This window comes from Actinocorallia herbida (assembly GCF_003751225.1).
In the GTDB taxonomy this organism is placed as follows: domain Bacteria; phylum Actinomycetota; class Actinomycetes; order Streptosporangiales; family Streptosporangiaceae; genus Actinocorallia; species Actinocorallia herbida.
This window is the reverse complement of sequence record NZ_RJKE01000001.1, coordinates 3,681,913-3,696,623: the sequence shown is the minus strand read 5'-3', so window position 1 is coordinate 3,696,623 and position 14,711 is coordinate 3,681,913. Positions and strand designations below refer to the sequence as shown.

Annotated in this window: 13 protein-coding genes; 2 read left to right on the top strand and 11 right to left on the bottom strand. The window is 73.1% G+C overall.

What is annotated here, in order from left to right:
• Positions 1-198: 198 nt before the first annotated feature.
• Positions 199-1,905 (bottom strand): N-acyl-D-amino-acid deacylase family protein, encoded by a 1,707-nt coding sequence (locus tag EDD29_RS17150; protein WP_123665371.1) that lies wholly within the window; start codon positions 1,903-1,905, stop codon positions 199-201.
• Positions 1,906-2,095: 190 nt separating this feature from the next.
• On the opposite strand from EDD29_RS17150, the gene EDD29_RS17145 reads away from it, so the two are divergent.
• On the top strand, positions 2,096-2,902 hold the full coding sequence (locus tag EDD29_RS17145) for an SDR family NAD(P)-dependent oxidoreductase (protein ID WP_123665370.1): 807 nt from the start codon (positions 2,096-2,098) through the stop codon (positions 2,900-2,902).
• 32 nt (positions 2,903-2,934) lie between these two features.
• Complete coding sequence (locus tag EDD29_RS17140) at positions 2,935-3,123, top strand: ferredoxin (RefSeq protein WP_123665369.1); 189 nt, start codon at positions 2,935-2,937, stop codon at positions 3,121-3,123.
• Between the two features lie 102 nt (positions 3,124-3,225).
• Here EDD29_RS17140 and EDD29_RS17135 read toward each other — a convergent pair whose 3' ends face one another.
• From EDD29_RS17135 to EDD29_RS17090, 10 genes are all read right to left on the bottom strand, one after another.
• Complete coding sequence (locus EDD29_RS17135) at positions 3,226-3,954, bottom strand: hypothetical protein (RefSeq protein ID WP_123665368.1); 729 nt, start codon at positions 3,952-3,954, stop codon at positions 3,226-3,228.
• A 205-nt stretch (positions 3,955-4,159) separates the two neighbouring features.
• A complete protein-coding gene (locus EDD29_RS17130) occupies positions 4,160-5,368 on the bottom strand; it encodes an amidohydrolase family protein (RefSeq protein WP_123665367.1) in 1,209 nt (402 codons plus the stop codon).
• Positions 5,369-5,400: 32 nt separating this feature from the next.
• Entirely contained in the window at positions 5,401-6,498 is a 1,098-nt protein-coding gene (locus EDD29_RS17125) for an acyl-CoA dehydrogenase family protein (RefSeq protein WP_123665366.1), read from the bottom strand.
• Positions 6,498-7,685 (bottom strand): acyl-CoA dehydrogenase family protein, encoded by a 1,188-nt coding sequence (locus EDD29_RS17120; protein WP_123665365.1) that lies wholly within the window; start codon positions 7,683-7,685, stop codon positions 6,498-6,500. Before EDD29_RS17120 ends, EDD29_RS17125 begins: the two co-directional genes overlap by 1 nt.
• Complete coding sequence (locus tag EDD29_RS17115; protein WP_123665364.1) at positions 7,682-8,467, bottom strand: enoyl-CoA hydratase/isomerase family protein; 786 nt, start codon at positions 8,465-8,467, stop codon at positions 7,682-7,684. Before EDD29_RS17115 ends, EDD29_RS17120 begins: the two co-directional genes overlap by 4 nt.
• Positions 8,464-9,399, bottom strand: a complete 936-nt coding sequence (locus EDD29_RS17110) for an acyl-CoA dehydrogenase family protein (RefSeq protein WP_123665363.1) — start codon at positions 9,397-9,399, stop codon at positions 8,464-8,466. Before EDD29_RS17110 ends, EDD29_RS17115 begins: the two co-directional genes overlap by 4 nt.
• Positions 9,396-10,544, bottom strand: a complete 1,149-nt coding sequence (locus tag EDD29_RS17105; RefSeq protein WP_123665362.1) for an acyl-CoA dehydrogenase family protein — start codon at positions 10,542-10,544, stop codon at positions 9,396-9,398. Before EDD29_RS17105 ends, EDD29_RS17110 begins: the two co-directional genes overlap by 4 nt.
• 976 nt (positions 10,545-11,520) lie before the next feature.
• Positions 11,521-12,309: an SDR family NAD(P)-dependent oxidoreductase gene (locus EDD29_RS17100; RefSeq protein ID WP_211359761.1), complete on the bottom strand. Its 789-nt coding sequence runs from the start codon at positions 12,307-12,309 to the stop codon at positions 11,521-11,523.
• Positions 12,310-12,347: 38 nt separating this feature from the next.
• Entirely contained in the window at positions 12,348-13,424 is a 1,077-nt protein-coding gene (locus EDD29_RS17095; RefSeq protein ID WP_123665361.1) for a Zn-dependent alcohol dehydrogenase, read from the bottom strand.
• 4 nt (positions 13,425-13,428) lie between these two features.
• The gene (locus EDD29_RS17090; protein WP_123665360.1) at positions 13,429-14,625 is read right to left on the bottom strand and encodes an amidohydrolase family protein; all 1,197 of its coding nucleotides are present in this window, start codon (positions 14,623-14,625) and stop codon (positions 13,429-13,431) included.
• Between the last annotated feature and the right edge of the window lie 86 nt (positions 14,626-14,711).

The window sequence follows — 14,711 nt, the reverse complement described above, 5'->3', positions numbered from 1 at the left end:
TCGAGGGCGCCCGCCTCGGCCGGGGCCTCGGCCCCGCGTGTTGGCGCGGCATCCTGGATCACTCGCTGGGAACCGGCGGCACTGTCGTACCGACACCCCTGGTGCTTTCTTTCTTCGGCTCCGCGGAATCCCGCACGACCGTAAATGATCTTCAGGTCCCCTCCTTGGACCGGGCCTTCCCGGCTCGGCCGGGCGGCGTCAGGCGGGGGTGACGAGCCGGCCTGGGAGGGCGCCGGTGAGTTCGTCCTGCTCGATGAGCGCTTCGCCGTTGACGAGGGTGTGCACGTAGCCGCGGGCGCGCTGGGTGAACCGGGGGGCGGAGAGGGGGAAGTCGGTGAGCATCTCCGGGGTGTGGAGTTCCAGGGAGGCGAGGTCCAGGACGTTGACGTCGGCGTGCATGCCCGGGGCCAGGATTCCGCGGTCGGGGATGTGCCAGAGGTCGGCGGCGTCGGAGGTGAGGCGCTTGATGGCCGGTCCGATGTCGAGAAGACCCCGGTCGCGGATCCAGTGGGTGAGGAAGTATGTGGTGTTGCCGGCGTCCATGGTGAGGGCGACGTGCGCGCCCGCGTCGGCGACGCCGAGGACGACGTCGGGGTTGGTGATCATGGCGGCCACCGCGTCGAGGTCCTGGTTGAGGACGGGGTAGTAGAGGAGGCCGGCGCCGTCGGTCTCGCGGAGGTAGGCGAGGAAGGCCGCCGGCGGGGTCAGGCCGCGGCGGGCGGCCTCGGCGGCGAGGCTGTTCGACGGGCTGACGTCGTAGCGCGCGGTGCCGGGGGGCATGAGGTAGATCTTCGACGGGTCCTTGGGCGCGAGGGGGCCCTTGAGATCCGCCGGGCGGTCGGCCTCCTCGATCAGCCGGGCGCGCAAGGACCCGTCCTCGAGGGCGGACAGGCGCTCGGGGATCGGGCGCGCCATCAGCTCGGACCACGAAGGCAGGGTGTCGTAGGGGGTGCGGCTGACGAGACCGTAGACGATGGCGCTGCCCCGGACCGCCGTCATGGGACGGAGGTCGGCGCCCCGGGAGCGGGCCTCGGCCGTGGCGTCCATGACCCAGGACCAGAGGCCGGGGCGGCGGTCGCTCTGCATGATGGAGAAGGCGAACGGGCGGCCCGAGGCGCGGCTGACCTCTTCCATCCAGGCCATCTCGGCGACGGAGTTCTGCCGGGTCGCGCCGTCGCGTTCGCCGATGCGCGGCACGACCTGGAAGGTGCCCCTGCCTCGTGCGGCCATCGCGCCCGCGATGGCCGCGAGCTCGTCGGGGAGGGCGTAGGTGCCGGGGACGGGGCGGCCGTCGGGGACGGTGTGCATGAAGGTGCGTGAGGTGGAGAAGCCCAGGGCGCCCGCCTCCACGGCCTCGCCGACGAGCGCGGCCATCGCGGCGATGTCGTCGGCGGTGGCCGGGGCCTGCTCCAGGCTGCGCTCCCCCATGACGTACGTGCGCAGCGCGCAGTGCCCGACGAGGCCGCCCGCGTTGACGCCCAGGGGACGCCGCCCGAGGGCCTTGAGGTAGTCGCCGTAGCTCTCCCAGCCCCAGTCGAGCCCGGCCATGATGGTGTCGGCGGGGATGTCCTCGACGGACTCCATCATCGCCGCGAGGTAGCCCTCCTGCCCGGGGCGGACCGGCGCGAAGGTCACGCCGCAGTTGCCCATGACGACGGTCGAGACGCCGTGGTAACAGGAAGGGGTGGCCGCGGCGTCCCAGAAGAGCTGCGCGTCGAGATGGGTGTGCACGTCGATGAAGCCGGGCGTCACCAGGGCGCCGTCGGCGTCGATCTCCCGCCTGCCCCGGCCGATGCCCGCGCCGACCTCGGTGATGCGGTCGCCGTCGACGGCGATGTCGGCGCGGCGTGGCGGCGCGCCGCTCCCGTCGACCACGTCGCCGCCGCGGATGACGATGTCGTGCATGGCTGCCCCTCTCGGCTTGCGCCATAAAAAAGCGGGTACTCACTTACCCTAGCGTGCCGCACGATGCGAGAATAAGAAAGTATGCACTCACTTTGCTAGGCTGGATCTCCGGGGGCCGGATACGGCCCTCCGGCTCACCTCGGGAGTTCGTCCAGTGGGAACGTCTGCGGGATCGGGACAGTCAGGATCGATGGAGGGCCGCGTCGCGATCGTCACCGGCGCGAGCCGCGGCATCGGGCGGTACATCGCCGAGGGCATGGCCGCCGAAGGCGCCGCGGTCGCGCTCGTGGCGCGCACCGCCGTGCCCGGCGAGTCGGCGCTGCCGGGTTCGCTGGAGGAGGTCATGGAGGGCATCCGGGCCAAGGGCGGCACGGTCGCCGCGATCCGCGCCGACCTCACCCGGCCGGAGGAGGTCGAGACGGTCGTCGTCCGCGCCGAAGCGGCGCTCGGCCCGGTCGACACGCTGGTGAACAACGCGGGCGTGAACTTCTACGGGCCCGCGCTCGACGTCCGGACCAGGCGATACGGGCTGATGTTCCAGATGATGGTGCACACCCCGTTCCGGCTCTGCCAGCTCGCCGTGCCGGGGATGATCGAGCGCGAGCGGGGCTGGATCCTGAACATCACCTCCAAGCAGGCGCGGCACCCGGTCGGCCCGCCCTACCCCGAGTGGGCGGCGGACGGCTGCACCCCGTACGGGATGTGCAAGGCGGCGCTCGATCGCCTCACCACGGGCCTCGCCGCCGAGGTGCACGGCACCGGCGTCAGCGTCAACGCGCTCGGCACCTCCGGGCTGGTGATGACCCCCGGCGTCGCGGTGGTCTCCCCGCACACGCCCGACAACGCCCCCGTCGAGGACGACGACGCGATGGCCGCCGCCGCGCTCGTCCTGTGCGGGGCCGCGCCCGGCGCCGTCACCGGGCGGATCGCCTACAGCATGGACGTCCTGGGCCGCCCGTTCACCGAAGGCCCCTGGGCCCTGTCCGCGACGTTCTGAACCCCACCCCACCCCACCCAGGAGGAGAAAGCATGAAGGCCGTCGTCGATCCCGACCGCTGCCAGGGCCACGCGCGCTGCTGGGAGATCTCACCCGAGGTGTTCGGCCTCGACGAGGAAGGCCACGGCCAGGCCCTCACCGCCGAGGTCCCCGCCGAACACGCCGAGCTCGCCCGTCGCGCCCAGCGCAACTGCCCCGAGCGCGCCATCGCCCTCGTCTAGCCCCGGAGACACCTGAGCCCGCCGCCCCGCGCTGCGGCGGGCTCGCGCGTTTCTCAGGGGACGGCGATGGTCGCCGGGGTGAAGTCGTGGACGCGGGCGGCGTCAGGGCGTGCGCGGGGTCCAGGCGAGCTGGTCGACGAAACGGGCGTGGGTGGCCAGGCCGTCGATGATCTCGATCTCGATGACCACGGTGAAGGCAGGCGCGGAGGGCCGCAGCGCCGCAAGGCGGGCGATACCGGGGTCGGTGACCAGGCGGGAGGCCGCGAGCGTGCCCCACGTGCCGCAGCCGGCCAGGACGACGAGGCCGCGGCCAGGGGCGTACGGGCTTGCCATGAGACTGATGCAGGCGAAGTCGCGGACGGTCCTGCCCTGTTCCACCTCCTGACGCAGGAGCATGCCGTCGGAGCGCCGGATGAGATCGGCGCGGTCGGGGTAGAGCGCGAACTCGTACGGGAACTCCACGAGCTCGTCGAGGGCCAGGTAGAGCTCGTTGGCGTTCGGCCCGCCGACGACGACGAGGTCGCACTGCTCGTCGCGGCAGCGCGAGAACTCCGAGGCGCGGATGGTGCGGACCGACGGCACGTGCAGTCCGTCGCGCAGGTACCGGGCGACGGCGTCGGAGGCGGCCGCGTCGCCCTGGTACAGGGTCGGCAGCGGTGTGCCGCTCCCCGGCCCGTCGGACTGGACGACGACGGTCTCGCTCCCCCTCCATCTCCAGACGCGCCGCGCGGGCCCGAGCGCCTTGCGCCGCTGGTACACCTCCCGCGTCGCCGCCCCTATGAGGAACGCCAGCAGCGAGGACAGCAGGTTGAGCGCGAGCGCCGATGTCAAGGCAGCATCCTCCGCAGCACGGGATCCCGGCCGAGGGATCACCACTCCTGAGACGCGCCCGCCGGCCCCTCGGGTTCCCCGCTCTTCCGCGCGGTGCCCGGGCCGGGAGCGTGAAAGGGCTGTGGCCGGCTCGGCGTCCACCGAGCGCAGGCGGCGGGATCCGGCCCCCGGACCGGATCACCGGTCCGGGGGCGATCGGGGGCTGTCAGGGGACGGCGATGGTCGCCGGGTCCGCGGGGGTGAAGTCGTAGACGCGGGCGGCGTTGCCGACGGTGATCTTGTGCTGGACGTCCTCGGGGAGGTGGCCGAGCCACTTGTTGGCCTGGGCGACGGTGTCGGGCCAGGTGGAGTCGGAGTGCGGGTAGTCGCACTCCAGCATGACGTTGTCCTCGCCGATGATGTCCAGGAGGCGCAGGCCCGCCTGGTCCTCGATGAAGGTGCCGAAGACGTGGTCCTTGAACAGCCGGCGGATGTCGGTGTTCAGGTCGAAGCTCGCGGCGCCCTTGGACTCGCCGCGCTCGTGCGCGGCGTTCATGTCGATGTCGAACTCCGACGCCCAGTACTTCTGCTTGTCGATGACCTGCTCGGCCCGCTCCAGGAAGTACGGGATCCAGCCGATCGAGCCTTCGGACAGGGCGATCCTGAGGTTGCCGAACCGCTGGAAGTTCCCGCTGAACAGCCAGTCGAGCAGGGTGCCCGCCTGGTTGACGGCGGCCGAGTACGCGAAGAACGCGAGCGTCGGCATGTCGTCGGAGGTGCGCAGGAGGTTCGACGACGAGCCGACGTGCATCGACACGACCTGGCCCGTCTCGTGGCAGGCCCGCCACACCGGGTCCCAGTGGCCGGTGTGGATGGACGGCAGGCCGAGCTTGGTCGGGTTCTCCGAGAAGGCGATCGACTTCGCGCCCAGCCCCGCCGTCCGCTCGATCTCGGCCGCCGCCAGGACCGGATCCCACAACGGGATGATCATCATCGGGATGAAGCGGCCCGGGTAGGCCGCGGCGAACTCCTCGAGGATGAAGTCGTTCCACGCGCGCACGCAGTGCAGCGCGAGCTCCTTGTCCTTGGCCTCGTGGAAGACCTGGCCGCAGTAGCGCGGGAACGACGGGAAGAGCATGGACGACAGGACGTGACCCTGGTCCATGTCGGCGACGCGGGCGGCCGGGTCGTAGCACCCGGGCCGCATCTCGTCATAGGTGATGGGCTCCGGCGAGAACTCCTCGCGCTTCTTGCCGGCGACCGCGTTGAGTCCTGTGGTGACGATCTGACGGTCCTCGTAGACCCAGAACTCCGCGTCGCCTTCGCGCACGATCCTGGGCGCGGCCTCGCGCAACCGCTGCGGGACGCGCTCCTGCCAGAGCCGCGCGGGCTCGATGAGATGGTCGTCGACCGAGACGAACCAGGTGAACGCCATGGTGGGGGCTCCGTCCATAAGAAAGCGAACGCTCACCTACTAGTGTAGGTCTCGGCCTCCCCCCGCGCCAGGGCCGGATAGCGGTCGGCGAGCCGGCGGCGGTGCGCGGCGGGGGATCCGCACAGCTCGCGGTCGAGCGTCACGCGCTTGAGATGGACATGGATGCCGCTCTCCCACGTGTAGCCCATGCCGCCGTGCAGCTGCATGGCCGTCCCCGCCACCTCGACCGCGGCGGCGCACGCGTGGGATTTCGCCATGGCCGCGGCGACGGGGTCGCCTTCGCCCGCTTCGGCGCGAACCGCGGCTCCGACGAGGTGGCGGGCGACCTCGACCTTGACGAGCATGTCGGCGCAGAGGTGCTTGACGGCCTGGAAGGAGCCGATCCGGCGGCCGAACTGCTCGCGGGTGCCGGCGTAGGCGACGGTGGCGTCGAGCATCGCTTCGGCGGAGCCGAGGCTGTCGCAGGCGAGGGCGACGGCCGCGCGGTCGTGGAGGCGGCGGACGGCTTTCGCCTCGTCGGCGAACCTCAGGACCGAGTCTTCCGGCACCGTGGGGCCCTGGGCGGAGATCTCGCCGAAGGTCCTCGTCTCGTCCAGGACGGGGATCGCGCTGCCCGTCAATCCGGCGGTTCGCGCCGGAAGGTCCACGAGCACCGGCGTTCCTGCGGGATCGAGGGCGGGCAGGAGCAGGCGGTCCGCGGCGGGAGCCTCCTGGACGAACCGGGCGGCACCGTGCAGCGCGAGGCCGGTCGCGGTCCGCAGCAGCCGGAACGGGACGTGCTCGGCCTCCCCGTCCAAGGCCAGGATCGGCACGGTGCGCCCCGCGACGGTCGCCTCGATCAGCCCGTCCCGTCCCGGCGAGGGCTCCAGCAGGGTGAGCGCCCCGAGCGCGAGCGCCGCGACGGCCGGGTAGGGGCCGCGCGCGGCGGCCCGGCCGAACTCGTGGAGCACCACCGCGGTCTCGGCGAACGACGCGCCCGCGCCGTCCAGCTCCTCGGGGGCCTCCAGGCCGAGCCACCCCGAGCGGGCCAGGGTCCGCCAGTCGGGCGCGGCGTCCGGCCCGGTCTTGGCGAGCAGGTCGCGGACGACCGCGCGCAGCTCGGCGTGCAGCTCGGCGTGTTCCTCCGGCATCAGACCGCCTTGGGTTCGCGGGGCAGGCCGAGGCCGCGTTCCCCGATGATCGAGCGCTGGATCTCGCTGGTGCCGCCCGGGATCGTCCATTCCCAGGAGCCGACGAAGTCCAGCACCCAGGCGCCGGACTCCCATCCGCTGGACAGCGGCTTGCGCAGGACGGTGTGCGCGGCGGGTCCGGCGATCTGGGCGCCGAAGTCCGTCATCCGCTGGAGGAGTTCGCTGTAGTACAGCTTCACGATCGAGGCGTCGGCGGGACCCGGCGCGTCGTTCGCCACGAGGTCGGCGCAGAGCGCGCGCAGCCCCGTCACCTCGGTCTCGAGTTCGGCGAGCCGGTCCCGGACGCGCGAGTCGTCCAGCGGCGCGGTGCCGTCCCGGCCGGGCCGGGCGCACGCCTCGACCAGCCACCGGAAGCCGCCGTTGCCGAGCCGTTCCGCGAGCTCCAGCATGGTCATGCCGCGTTCCGTGCCGAGCGTCTCCTGCGCCACCCGCCAGCCGTCGTGCTCCGGACCGACGAGGTTCCCGGCCGGAATGACGACGTCGTCCAGGAAGATCTCGCAGAAGTGCGACTCCCCCGTGGCCTGCCGGATCGGCCGCACCTCGACACCGGGCGACCGCATGTCCATCAGCAGGTAGGAGATGCCGCGCCGCTTGGGCGCGGCGGGGTCGGTGCGGGCCAGCAGCAGGCACTGGTCGGCGTGCGCCGCGCCGCTCGCCCACACCTTCTGGCCGTTGACGACATAGGCGTCGCCCTGCCTGCGGGCGGTGGTCCGCAGGGCGGCGAGGTCGGAGCCGGCATCCGGCTCGGAGAAGCCCTGCACCCAGATCTCGCCGTCGAGAATGGCCGGAAGGTGCCTTTCGCGCTGTGCGTCCGTACCCGCCGCGAGCAGCGTCGCCGCCGCGTGGTGGATCGCGACGAACGCCAGCACGAGCCGGGGCGCGTCGTGCGCGGCGAGTTCCCGGTACAGCACGGTCTGCTGCGCGACGGACATGCCGCCGCCCCATTCCGCGGGCCAGTGCGGGACCGCGTAGCCCGCACCGCGCAGCTCCTGGAACCATGCCTGCTGGAAGGCGACGAACTCCGCGTCGGTCGCGCCGGTCTGGGCGGCGCGCCAGTCGGACGGGATGTGCGCGCGGCACCAGGCGCGGACGTCGGCGCGGAAGTCCGCGAGGTCGGCCGCGCTCACCGCCCGGCCCTCTCGGCGAGCGCGAGCAGCCGGTCCCGGTGCTCGGGCGAGCGCATGGTCTCCGCCTCGGCCGCGAACCCCGCCTGGACCGCCCCGGCGAGCGCCTGCGCGAGGTAGGAGTTCACCACGCGCTTGGTGCCGCGCAGCGCGGCGGCGGGCTGGGCGGCGAGCCGCAGCGCGAGGTCCTTGGCCGCGCCGGGCAGGTCGGCGGCCGGGACGGTCCGGCTGGCGAGGCCCAGCTCGACGGCGGTGGCGGCCGGGATGCGGGCGCCGGTGAACAGGTACTCGCGGGACCGCAGGATCGGGGTGAGCAGCGGCCAGAACGCCGCGCCCCCGTCGCCCGCGACGAGGCCGACGCTGACGTGCGGGTCGGCCAGATGCGCGTCCTCGCCGATGAGCACGATGTCGGACAGGACGGCGAGGCTGCATCCGAGCCCGACCGCGGGCCCGTTGACGGCGGCGACGACCGGGAGCGGGAACCGCAGCATCTCCTCGATGATCTTCGCGCCCTCGCGCAGGCTCGCGTCGCGGGCGGCCGGGTCGTCCAGGAACGAGGTGATCCAGCCGAGGTCGCCGCCCGCGCTGAACGCCTTGCCCGCGCCGGTGAGGACCACGACCTTCGCCTCGCTGTCGGCCGCGAGCATCTCCCACACCTCGGCCAGCGCACGGTGCAGGTCCTTGCTCACCGCGTTCAGCTCCGCCGGGCGGTTCAGGATGACGGTCCGGACGGGCCCGTCCCGCTCGACGGCGAGGTCGGGCGGGAGCGCGTCGTACCCGCTCACGCCGTCACCTCGCTGAACAGTCCGGTGAGCCCCCGGCGGCCGATCGCACGGGTGAACCGGGCCCGGGTGCCGGAGATCCCGTAAGGCAGCCGCCGGAGGGGCTGGCTGTACCGGGAGGTCCAGGACAGGGCCGTCTCGTCGCAGAAGCCGATCGCGCCGTGCAGCAGGTGGGCGGTGCGGAACACCGTCTCCGACGCCTCGATCGCGGCGAGGCGCAGCGCGAGCGCGTCCTCGACGGCCTCGGCCCGCCCGTCCTGCACGCTCCACAGCGCGTACCTGGCGAGCATCGCGATCCCGGCCCGCTCCACCTCGGCGTCGGTGAGCTGGAACTGGACGCCCTGCTGGGCGGACAGCGGCTTGCCGAACTGGTGGCGGACCAGCACGTGCTCGCGGGTCAGCTCCATCGCCCGGTCGAGCATGCCGAGGAGGGTCCAGCACGGCAGAACGAGGCCGAGGGCGATGTCCCTGGCCTCGGCGGCGCCGTCCGGCGTGAGGTCGAGGCCGGTGACGAATGCGGAGGTCCTGGCCGGCTCGTCCGAGGGCACGGCCCGCGCGGTGCCGCGCGTGCCGTCCAGGGCCACGGTGGTCCAGCGCAGATCGAGGCCGGCGACGGCGGCCTCGGGGTGCCGGTCGGCGACGACGATCAGGCCGTCCGACCCGGCCGGACGGGCGAGCCGCTCGGCGACCGGATAGGGCGCCGCCCAGTAGCCGAAGGCCCGGCTGAGGGCGGCCGCGGCTTCGAGATCGTCGGCGTCGCCGCGCGGATCGAGGTCCCACGCGCCGAGGTCCCGCAGGAGTGGCTCCACGAGCGAGGCCCTGATCTCCGGGTCGGCTTCAGCGCGCTGGACGAGCAGGTCTCCTCCGGCCGCGCCCAGCGCGCGCTGGGCCTCGCGCCCGTAGGCGAACGCCTCATCACTCAGGTCGATGTTCACGCTTTCCCCAGAATGTGCCGGGCCAGCAGGATGCGCTGGACGTCGATGCTGCCGGAGGCGACGGTCGAGGCGTGCGCGTACCGGAAGTGGTCGGCGACCGCCGCGCGGAACCTTCGCAGGTCCTCGCCCTCCCGGGGGGCCTGGCCGATGATGTCCATCAGCACCTCGGCGCTGTCCTGGTCGAGGCGGGTGACCGCGATCCGGTAGCCCGCCGCGTCGCCGGGCCTGACCTTCCCCTCGCTCTGCCGGTGCAGGACGCTGTAGGCGAGGAGCCGTGCGCGACGGCAGTGGGTGAGCATCCGGGCCCACCGGACGTGCAGTTCCTCGGGCAGGTCGTCCCAGGCGTCGCCCAGCGCGCGGGGCGCGTCCATGAGGAGGCGTTCGCAGCGCGCGTACCGGGCGATGCCCACCCGCTCGAAGGCCAGCACCTCCTGGACGACGTTCCAGCCTTCGTCGACCGTGCCGAGGACGTCGGCCTCGGTGACCTTCAGATCGGTGAAGAAGACCTCGTTGAGGTGGTGCGGGCCCATCAGGCAGTCGATCGGGCGCACCTCGACGGCCGGATCGTCCATCCGGACGAGGAAGATCGTCAACCCCTGCTGCCTGCGCTCGCCGGTCGAGGTCCGGGCGAGCAGGAAGCACCACTGGGCCATCCCGGCATAAGACGTCCAGACCTTCTGGCCGGTGACGCGCCAGCCGTCGCCCTCACGGCGCGCGGTCGTGCGCAGGGAGGCCAGGTCGGAGCCCGCGTCGGGCTCGCTGAACCCCTGGCACCAGATGATCTCGCCGCGCGCGATCGGCGGCAGGTGCGTGCGCTTCTGCTCGTCGGTGCCGTGCCGCATGATCGTGGGCCCGACCCAGTTGACGCCCATGTACTGGGCGCCGCGCGGCTCGTGGTGCGCCCACATCTCCTCGCGCACCACGGTCTGTTCCCACACCGAGGCGTCTTCCCCGCCGTACTCCTTGGGCCACGCGATGCACAGCAGCCCCCGGTCCGCGAGCGTCCGGCAGAACCGCTGCGCCGTCTCCAGATCGGCCGGATCATCCGTGAACGCCCCCAGGAAGTCCGGCGGCACATGCTCACCCACCAGCTTCCGTAGCTCCTCCCGGAGCCCTCCGGCCGCCGCACCCATTGAGAAGTCCATACTCCGAAGGTAAGCAATCCTTATAAGGATTGCAATACTTACAACTCTCGCATCTCCAAAACCTCTCCTTCAGCCGCCGCGCCCCGCGCCTCCCACGGCCCGCCCGCCCTCCGGCACCCGCCCTCGCCCCACCGGGTACCCGTCCGTCCCGTCCCGGCGCCCCCCTTCCTCCCCGCCGCGCGGGCCTCCCCGCGAACGCCGTGCCGCCGGGCGACCGCCCACCCCCGACCGCGGAACTCCCGCGCTGCGCCGAGCGTCAAGCGCCCGCCCGCCCCCAGCGCGCCCCGCCCCGTCGCCCGCCCTCACCCGCTACCGGACCCTCGTCCTGCCCCCTCGCGCCCGCGACCGTCCGACCCTCGGTGACCCACCCGGCCGCACCCCGCCGCGCACCCCCGCCGCCCGCCGGGGCCTCCCGAGAGGCAGGGTCCTCGCCGTCGGGCCTGCCCGGCTCCCCCGGCCTCCCGACCCGGCACCCCAACGCCCCTCGCCCTCGCCTCCCCGCGTCGCTCGTCCGCGGTCGGACGCTCGTCCGGCCGCTCCGCACTTCGCGCCCACCACCGACGGGCCGCCTCCCCACCGCACCCCGACCGCGCCACGGCCCCCTGCGTCGCGGCGCTCCGACGAACGCCCGTCCTGCCGCTCCGGACTTCGCCCCCGCCGCGCACCGCACCCGGGCTCCGCGGCGCGCATGCCGGTCCGCGCTCTTCCTTCACCGGGCCCCGCCCCTCCGCCGCAGGGCACCTGCACTTTGGGCCTCGCCTCAACTCGCCCGGAGCCGAGTCCTCGTCCGCCGTCGCTCCCTTCGCGTCCGCCGCGACTCGTCCGCATCGAGGACCTCCCTGGTGGTGCGGTGGCGGGTGCCCGCCCCGCTCACGACGCGACGGCGGGCGGGCGGAGGGGGCGTCCGGCCCTCGCGACAGGTCTCCGGGTCCGGAAGCGGTGCGTCGCGGCGGGGCACGCGGATGTGCGGCACGGGTCAGCGGGCGGTCCAGCCGCCGTCGATGACGATGGTCTGGCCGGTGACGTAGCGGCCGGCCTCGGAGGTGAGCCAGAGGACGGCGCCGACGTAGTCGGCCGGGGTGCCGTCGATGGGGAGCGGGGTGTTGCGGCTGAGCCAGGCGCGGCTGCGCTCGTTCTCGAAGAGATCCTCGGTGATCTCGCTGCGGAAGAAGCCGGGGGCGACGGTGTTGACGCGGACCCGGTGGCGGGCCCACTGGACGGCGAGTTCCGACGTCAGACCGGAGAGGCCGAGTTTGCTCGCCGCGTAGGAGGCCTGCGGGATGCCCGGGATGCCGACCCGCCCGCTGATCGAGGAGATGTGCACGATCGCGCCGCCGCCCGCGTCGCGCATGTGCGGGAAGACGTCCTGGGCCAGCCGGAACGGGGCGACCAGGTTCAGGTCGAGGGTGCGGCGGATGCCGTCCAGGGATTCGTCCTCGGCCTTGTCCGGGCTGAGCAGCGCGCCCGCGGCGTTCACCAGGATCGTCGGCGGGCCGAGCCCTTCGGCGACGGCCGGGACGACCCCGGCGACCTGGTCGGCGTCGCCCAGGTCGGCGCCGACGGCGAGCCCGCCGATCTGCTCGGCGAGCTTGCCGAGCCTGTCTCGGCGGCGCGCGACGACCGCGACCCGGGCCCCCGCCGAGGCGAGCCCCCGCGCGATCCCCTCGCCCAGGCCGGACGACGCCCCGGTGACGATCGCGACCCGCCCGTCGAGCCGAAAGGCCCGCAGGGCGTCCGGCGGCGATTCCGGTGAAGACTCCGACACGAGCGCGACCTCCTGGACGATGACCCGGACAATTTCAGCTAAACGATGACGGTCCGCACGCCCTCGGCCCGTGCGACGAGTTCGATGCCGTGCGCGATGTCGGCGAGCCCGATCCTGGTCGACACCATCGACCCGAGGTCGAGCCGCCCGGACTCGGCGAGCGCGATGAACCGGGGGAAGTCGCGCAGGATCTGCGCCCCGCCGAGCACCGACCCGGCGAGCCGCTTCCCGGAGAACACCGCCTGCACGGCCGGCAGCGTGAGCGCCGACCCGACCGGTGGCATCCCGACCAGGGTCACCGTCCCGTGCCCTCGCGCCATGGCGAACGCCTGGACCATCAGCTCGGTCCGTCCGACGGCCTCGAACGTGTAGTCCGCGCCCCGCCCCGACGTCAGCTCCCGGACCTGTACGACGGGATCACCCGCACCCGGATCCACCGCATGGGTGGCCCCGGCGGCGAGGGCCGCCGCACGGCGTCCCGGCACCGGGTCTACCGCGATGATCACCGCGGCCCCCGCGATCCGCGCGCCCTGCACCACCGACTGCCCGACGCCGCCGCAGCCGATGACCGCGACGCTCGCCCCCGGCGTGACCGCCGCGGTGTTGAGCACCGCGCCTAGTCCCGTGGTGACACCGCAGCCGAGCAGCGCGAGCTCCTCGTCGGCGAGGTCGGTGCGGACCGGCACCACGGACGCCTCGTGCACGACCATGGCCTCGGCGAACGTGCCGCAGCCGCAGACCGCGGCGGCCCGGCCGCCGCCCGGCAGGGTGAACCGCTCGGCCGCCTTCACCAGCGGGTTCAGCTCGCACTGGTTGGAGATGCCGTTGACGCAGTTCCAGCAGGTGCCGCAGGCGGGCGCGACCGAGGCCAGCACCCGGTCGCCCGGCTTCACCCGGCGCACCTCCGCGCCGACCTCCTCGACGGTTCCGCAGCCCTCGTGGCCGAGCGCGATCGGCAGTGGCAGCGCCGAAAGACCTTCGAGCACATTGAGGTCGGTGTGACAGATGCCGCTGGCGGCGATCCGCACGAGCACGTCGCGCGGCCCGACCGCCGGGACGGGCAGCTCCTCCAGCACGGGCGGTTCACCGGCTTCATAGGCGATCGCGACCTTCATGCCCTCACCCCGCCGCCGTGGCGCGGTCGCGCAGCCCCAGCAGGCCCGCGGTGTTGCCGCGCAGCACCCGCCGCGCGACGTCCGGCGGACACGCTTCGAGCCTCGGCACGTAGTCGCGTGGCTCCCGCAGCCCCTCGGGATGCGGATAGTCCGAGCCGAACAGGACGTGGTCCGGGCCGAGCGCCTCAAGGAGGTCGTGCACGTCGTCCTCGGGGAACGGGCAGACCCACAGGTGTTCGGTGAGATCCCGGCTCGGCCTGTCGGGGAGCGATCCGCCGATCATGGGCCCGCGCCGGCCGAGCGCGGCGGCCTTGTCGACGGTCTTGCACAGGGCGCGCAGCCAGCTCGACCCGTTCTCGATCGACAGGATCCTGACCTTCGGGTGCCTGCCGAAGAGATTGTGCAGGGCGAGCGCGGTGAGGGTGTCGACGAGCGGTCGCTCGGTGTTGCACAGCGCCCATTGCAGCGGCGACTGCCGGTGCGAGGGGTTGTCGGCGGCCTCCCCCCACATCGTCCCGTAGAAGTGCTGGTAGCCGCTGTTGGAGACATGGAAGACGACGGGCACGCCGGCCTCGGCGACGGTGTCCCAGAACGGGTCGAAGACCGGGTCCGCGGGTGAGCGGCCCCCGGTCGGCCCCGGACAGAGGTGGACGAGCCGGGCGCCGGCCGCCAGGACCCTGTGCAGTTCCCGCATCGCCTCGCCGGGATCGAGGAGGGAGAGCATCGGGACGGCGAAGATCCTGCCGTCGTCGCCGTAGCCCCAGTCGTCCTCCAGCCAGCGGTTGAAGGCGCGGAGGCTGGCATAGGTGAGGGCGACATCGTCGCGCATGTCGTTCTCGACGGCGACGCCCATCGTGGGCAGCAGGATCGTCGCCTCGACGCCCTGGGAATCCATGAGCGCGAGGCGGGCCCCGCGCTCGGTGAACTCCGGATGGTCCTTGGCGTTGATGACCTCGCGGTGGGTGAAGCCTTCGGCCACCTCTCCCGCGAACAACCCGGCCAGCGCGCCCGGCGCGGAGGCGTGATCGCCCGGCATGACGCTCATGAAGGTGCGGCGGTCGCGCAGGAAGATCCGGCCGAGCCCGTCCGTGCCGCGTGCGACCCGCACCGTCTCGTCCCGGTACTTCGCCTCGATGTGCCGGGTGAAGCAGTCGTCGGGCTCGTAGTAGTGGCCGTCTGCGTCGATCAGTCGGTAGTCCATCGCCGCGCTCCCAGTGAACCCGCGTAAGTAAGTGAACGCCCAGTTATTTATCCTCCCCGCCGCGCGGGAGGCTGTCAAGCCGGATG

Coding starts and splice junctions, on each gene's coding strand:
- EDD29_RS17140 (WP_123665369.1), top strand. CDS start 2,935: ATGAAGGCCGTCGTCGATCCCGACCGCTGCCAGGGCCACGCGCGCTGC.
- EDD29_RS17130 (WP_123665367.1), bottom strand. CDS start 5,368: ATGGCGTTCACCTGGTTCGTCTCGGTCGACGACCATCTCATCGAGCCC.
- EDD29_RS17150 (WP_123665371.1), bottom strand. CDS start 1,905: ATGCACGACATCGTCATCCGCGGCGGCGACGTGGTCGACGGGAGCGGC.
- EDD29_RS17125 (WP_123665366.1), bottom strand. CDS start 6,498: ATGCCGGAGGAACACGCCGAGCTGCACGCCGAGCTGCGCGCGGTCGTC.
- EDD29_RS17095 (WP_123665361.1), bottom strand. CDS start 13,424: ATGAAGGTCGCGATCGCCTATGAAGCCGGTGAACCGCCCGTGCTGGAG.
- EDD29_RS17090 (WP_123665360.1), bottom strand. CDS start 14,625: ATGGACTACCGACTGATCGACGCAGACGGCCACTACTACGAGCCCGAC.
- EDD29_RS17105 (WP_123665362.1), bottom strand. CDS start 10,544: ATGGACTTCTCAATGGGTGCGGCGGCCGGAGGGCTCCGGGAGGAGCTA.
- EDD29_RS17145 (WP_123665370.1), top strand. CDS start 2,096: ATGGAGGGCCGCGTCGCGATCGTCACCGGCGCGAGCCGCGGCATCGGG.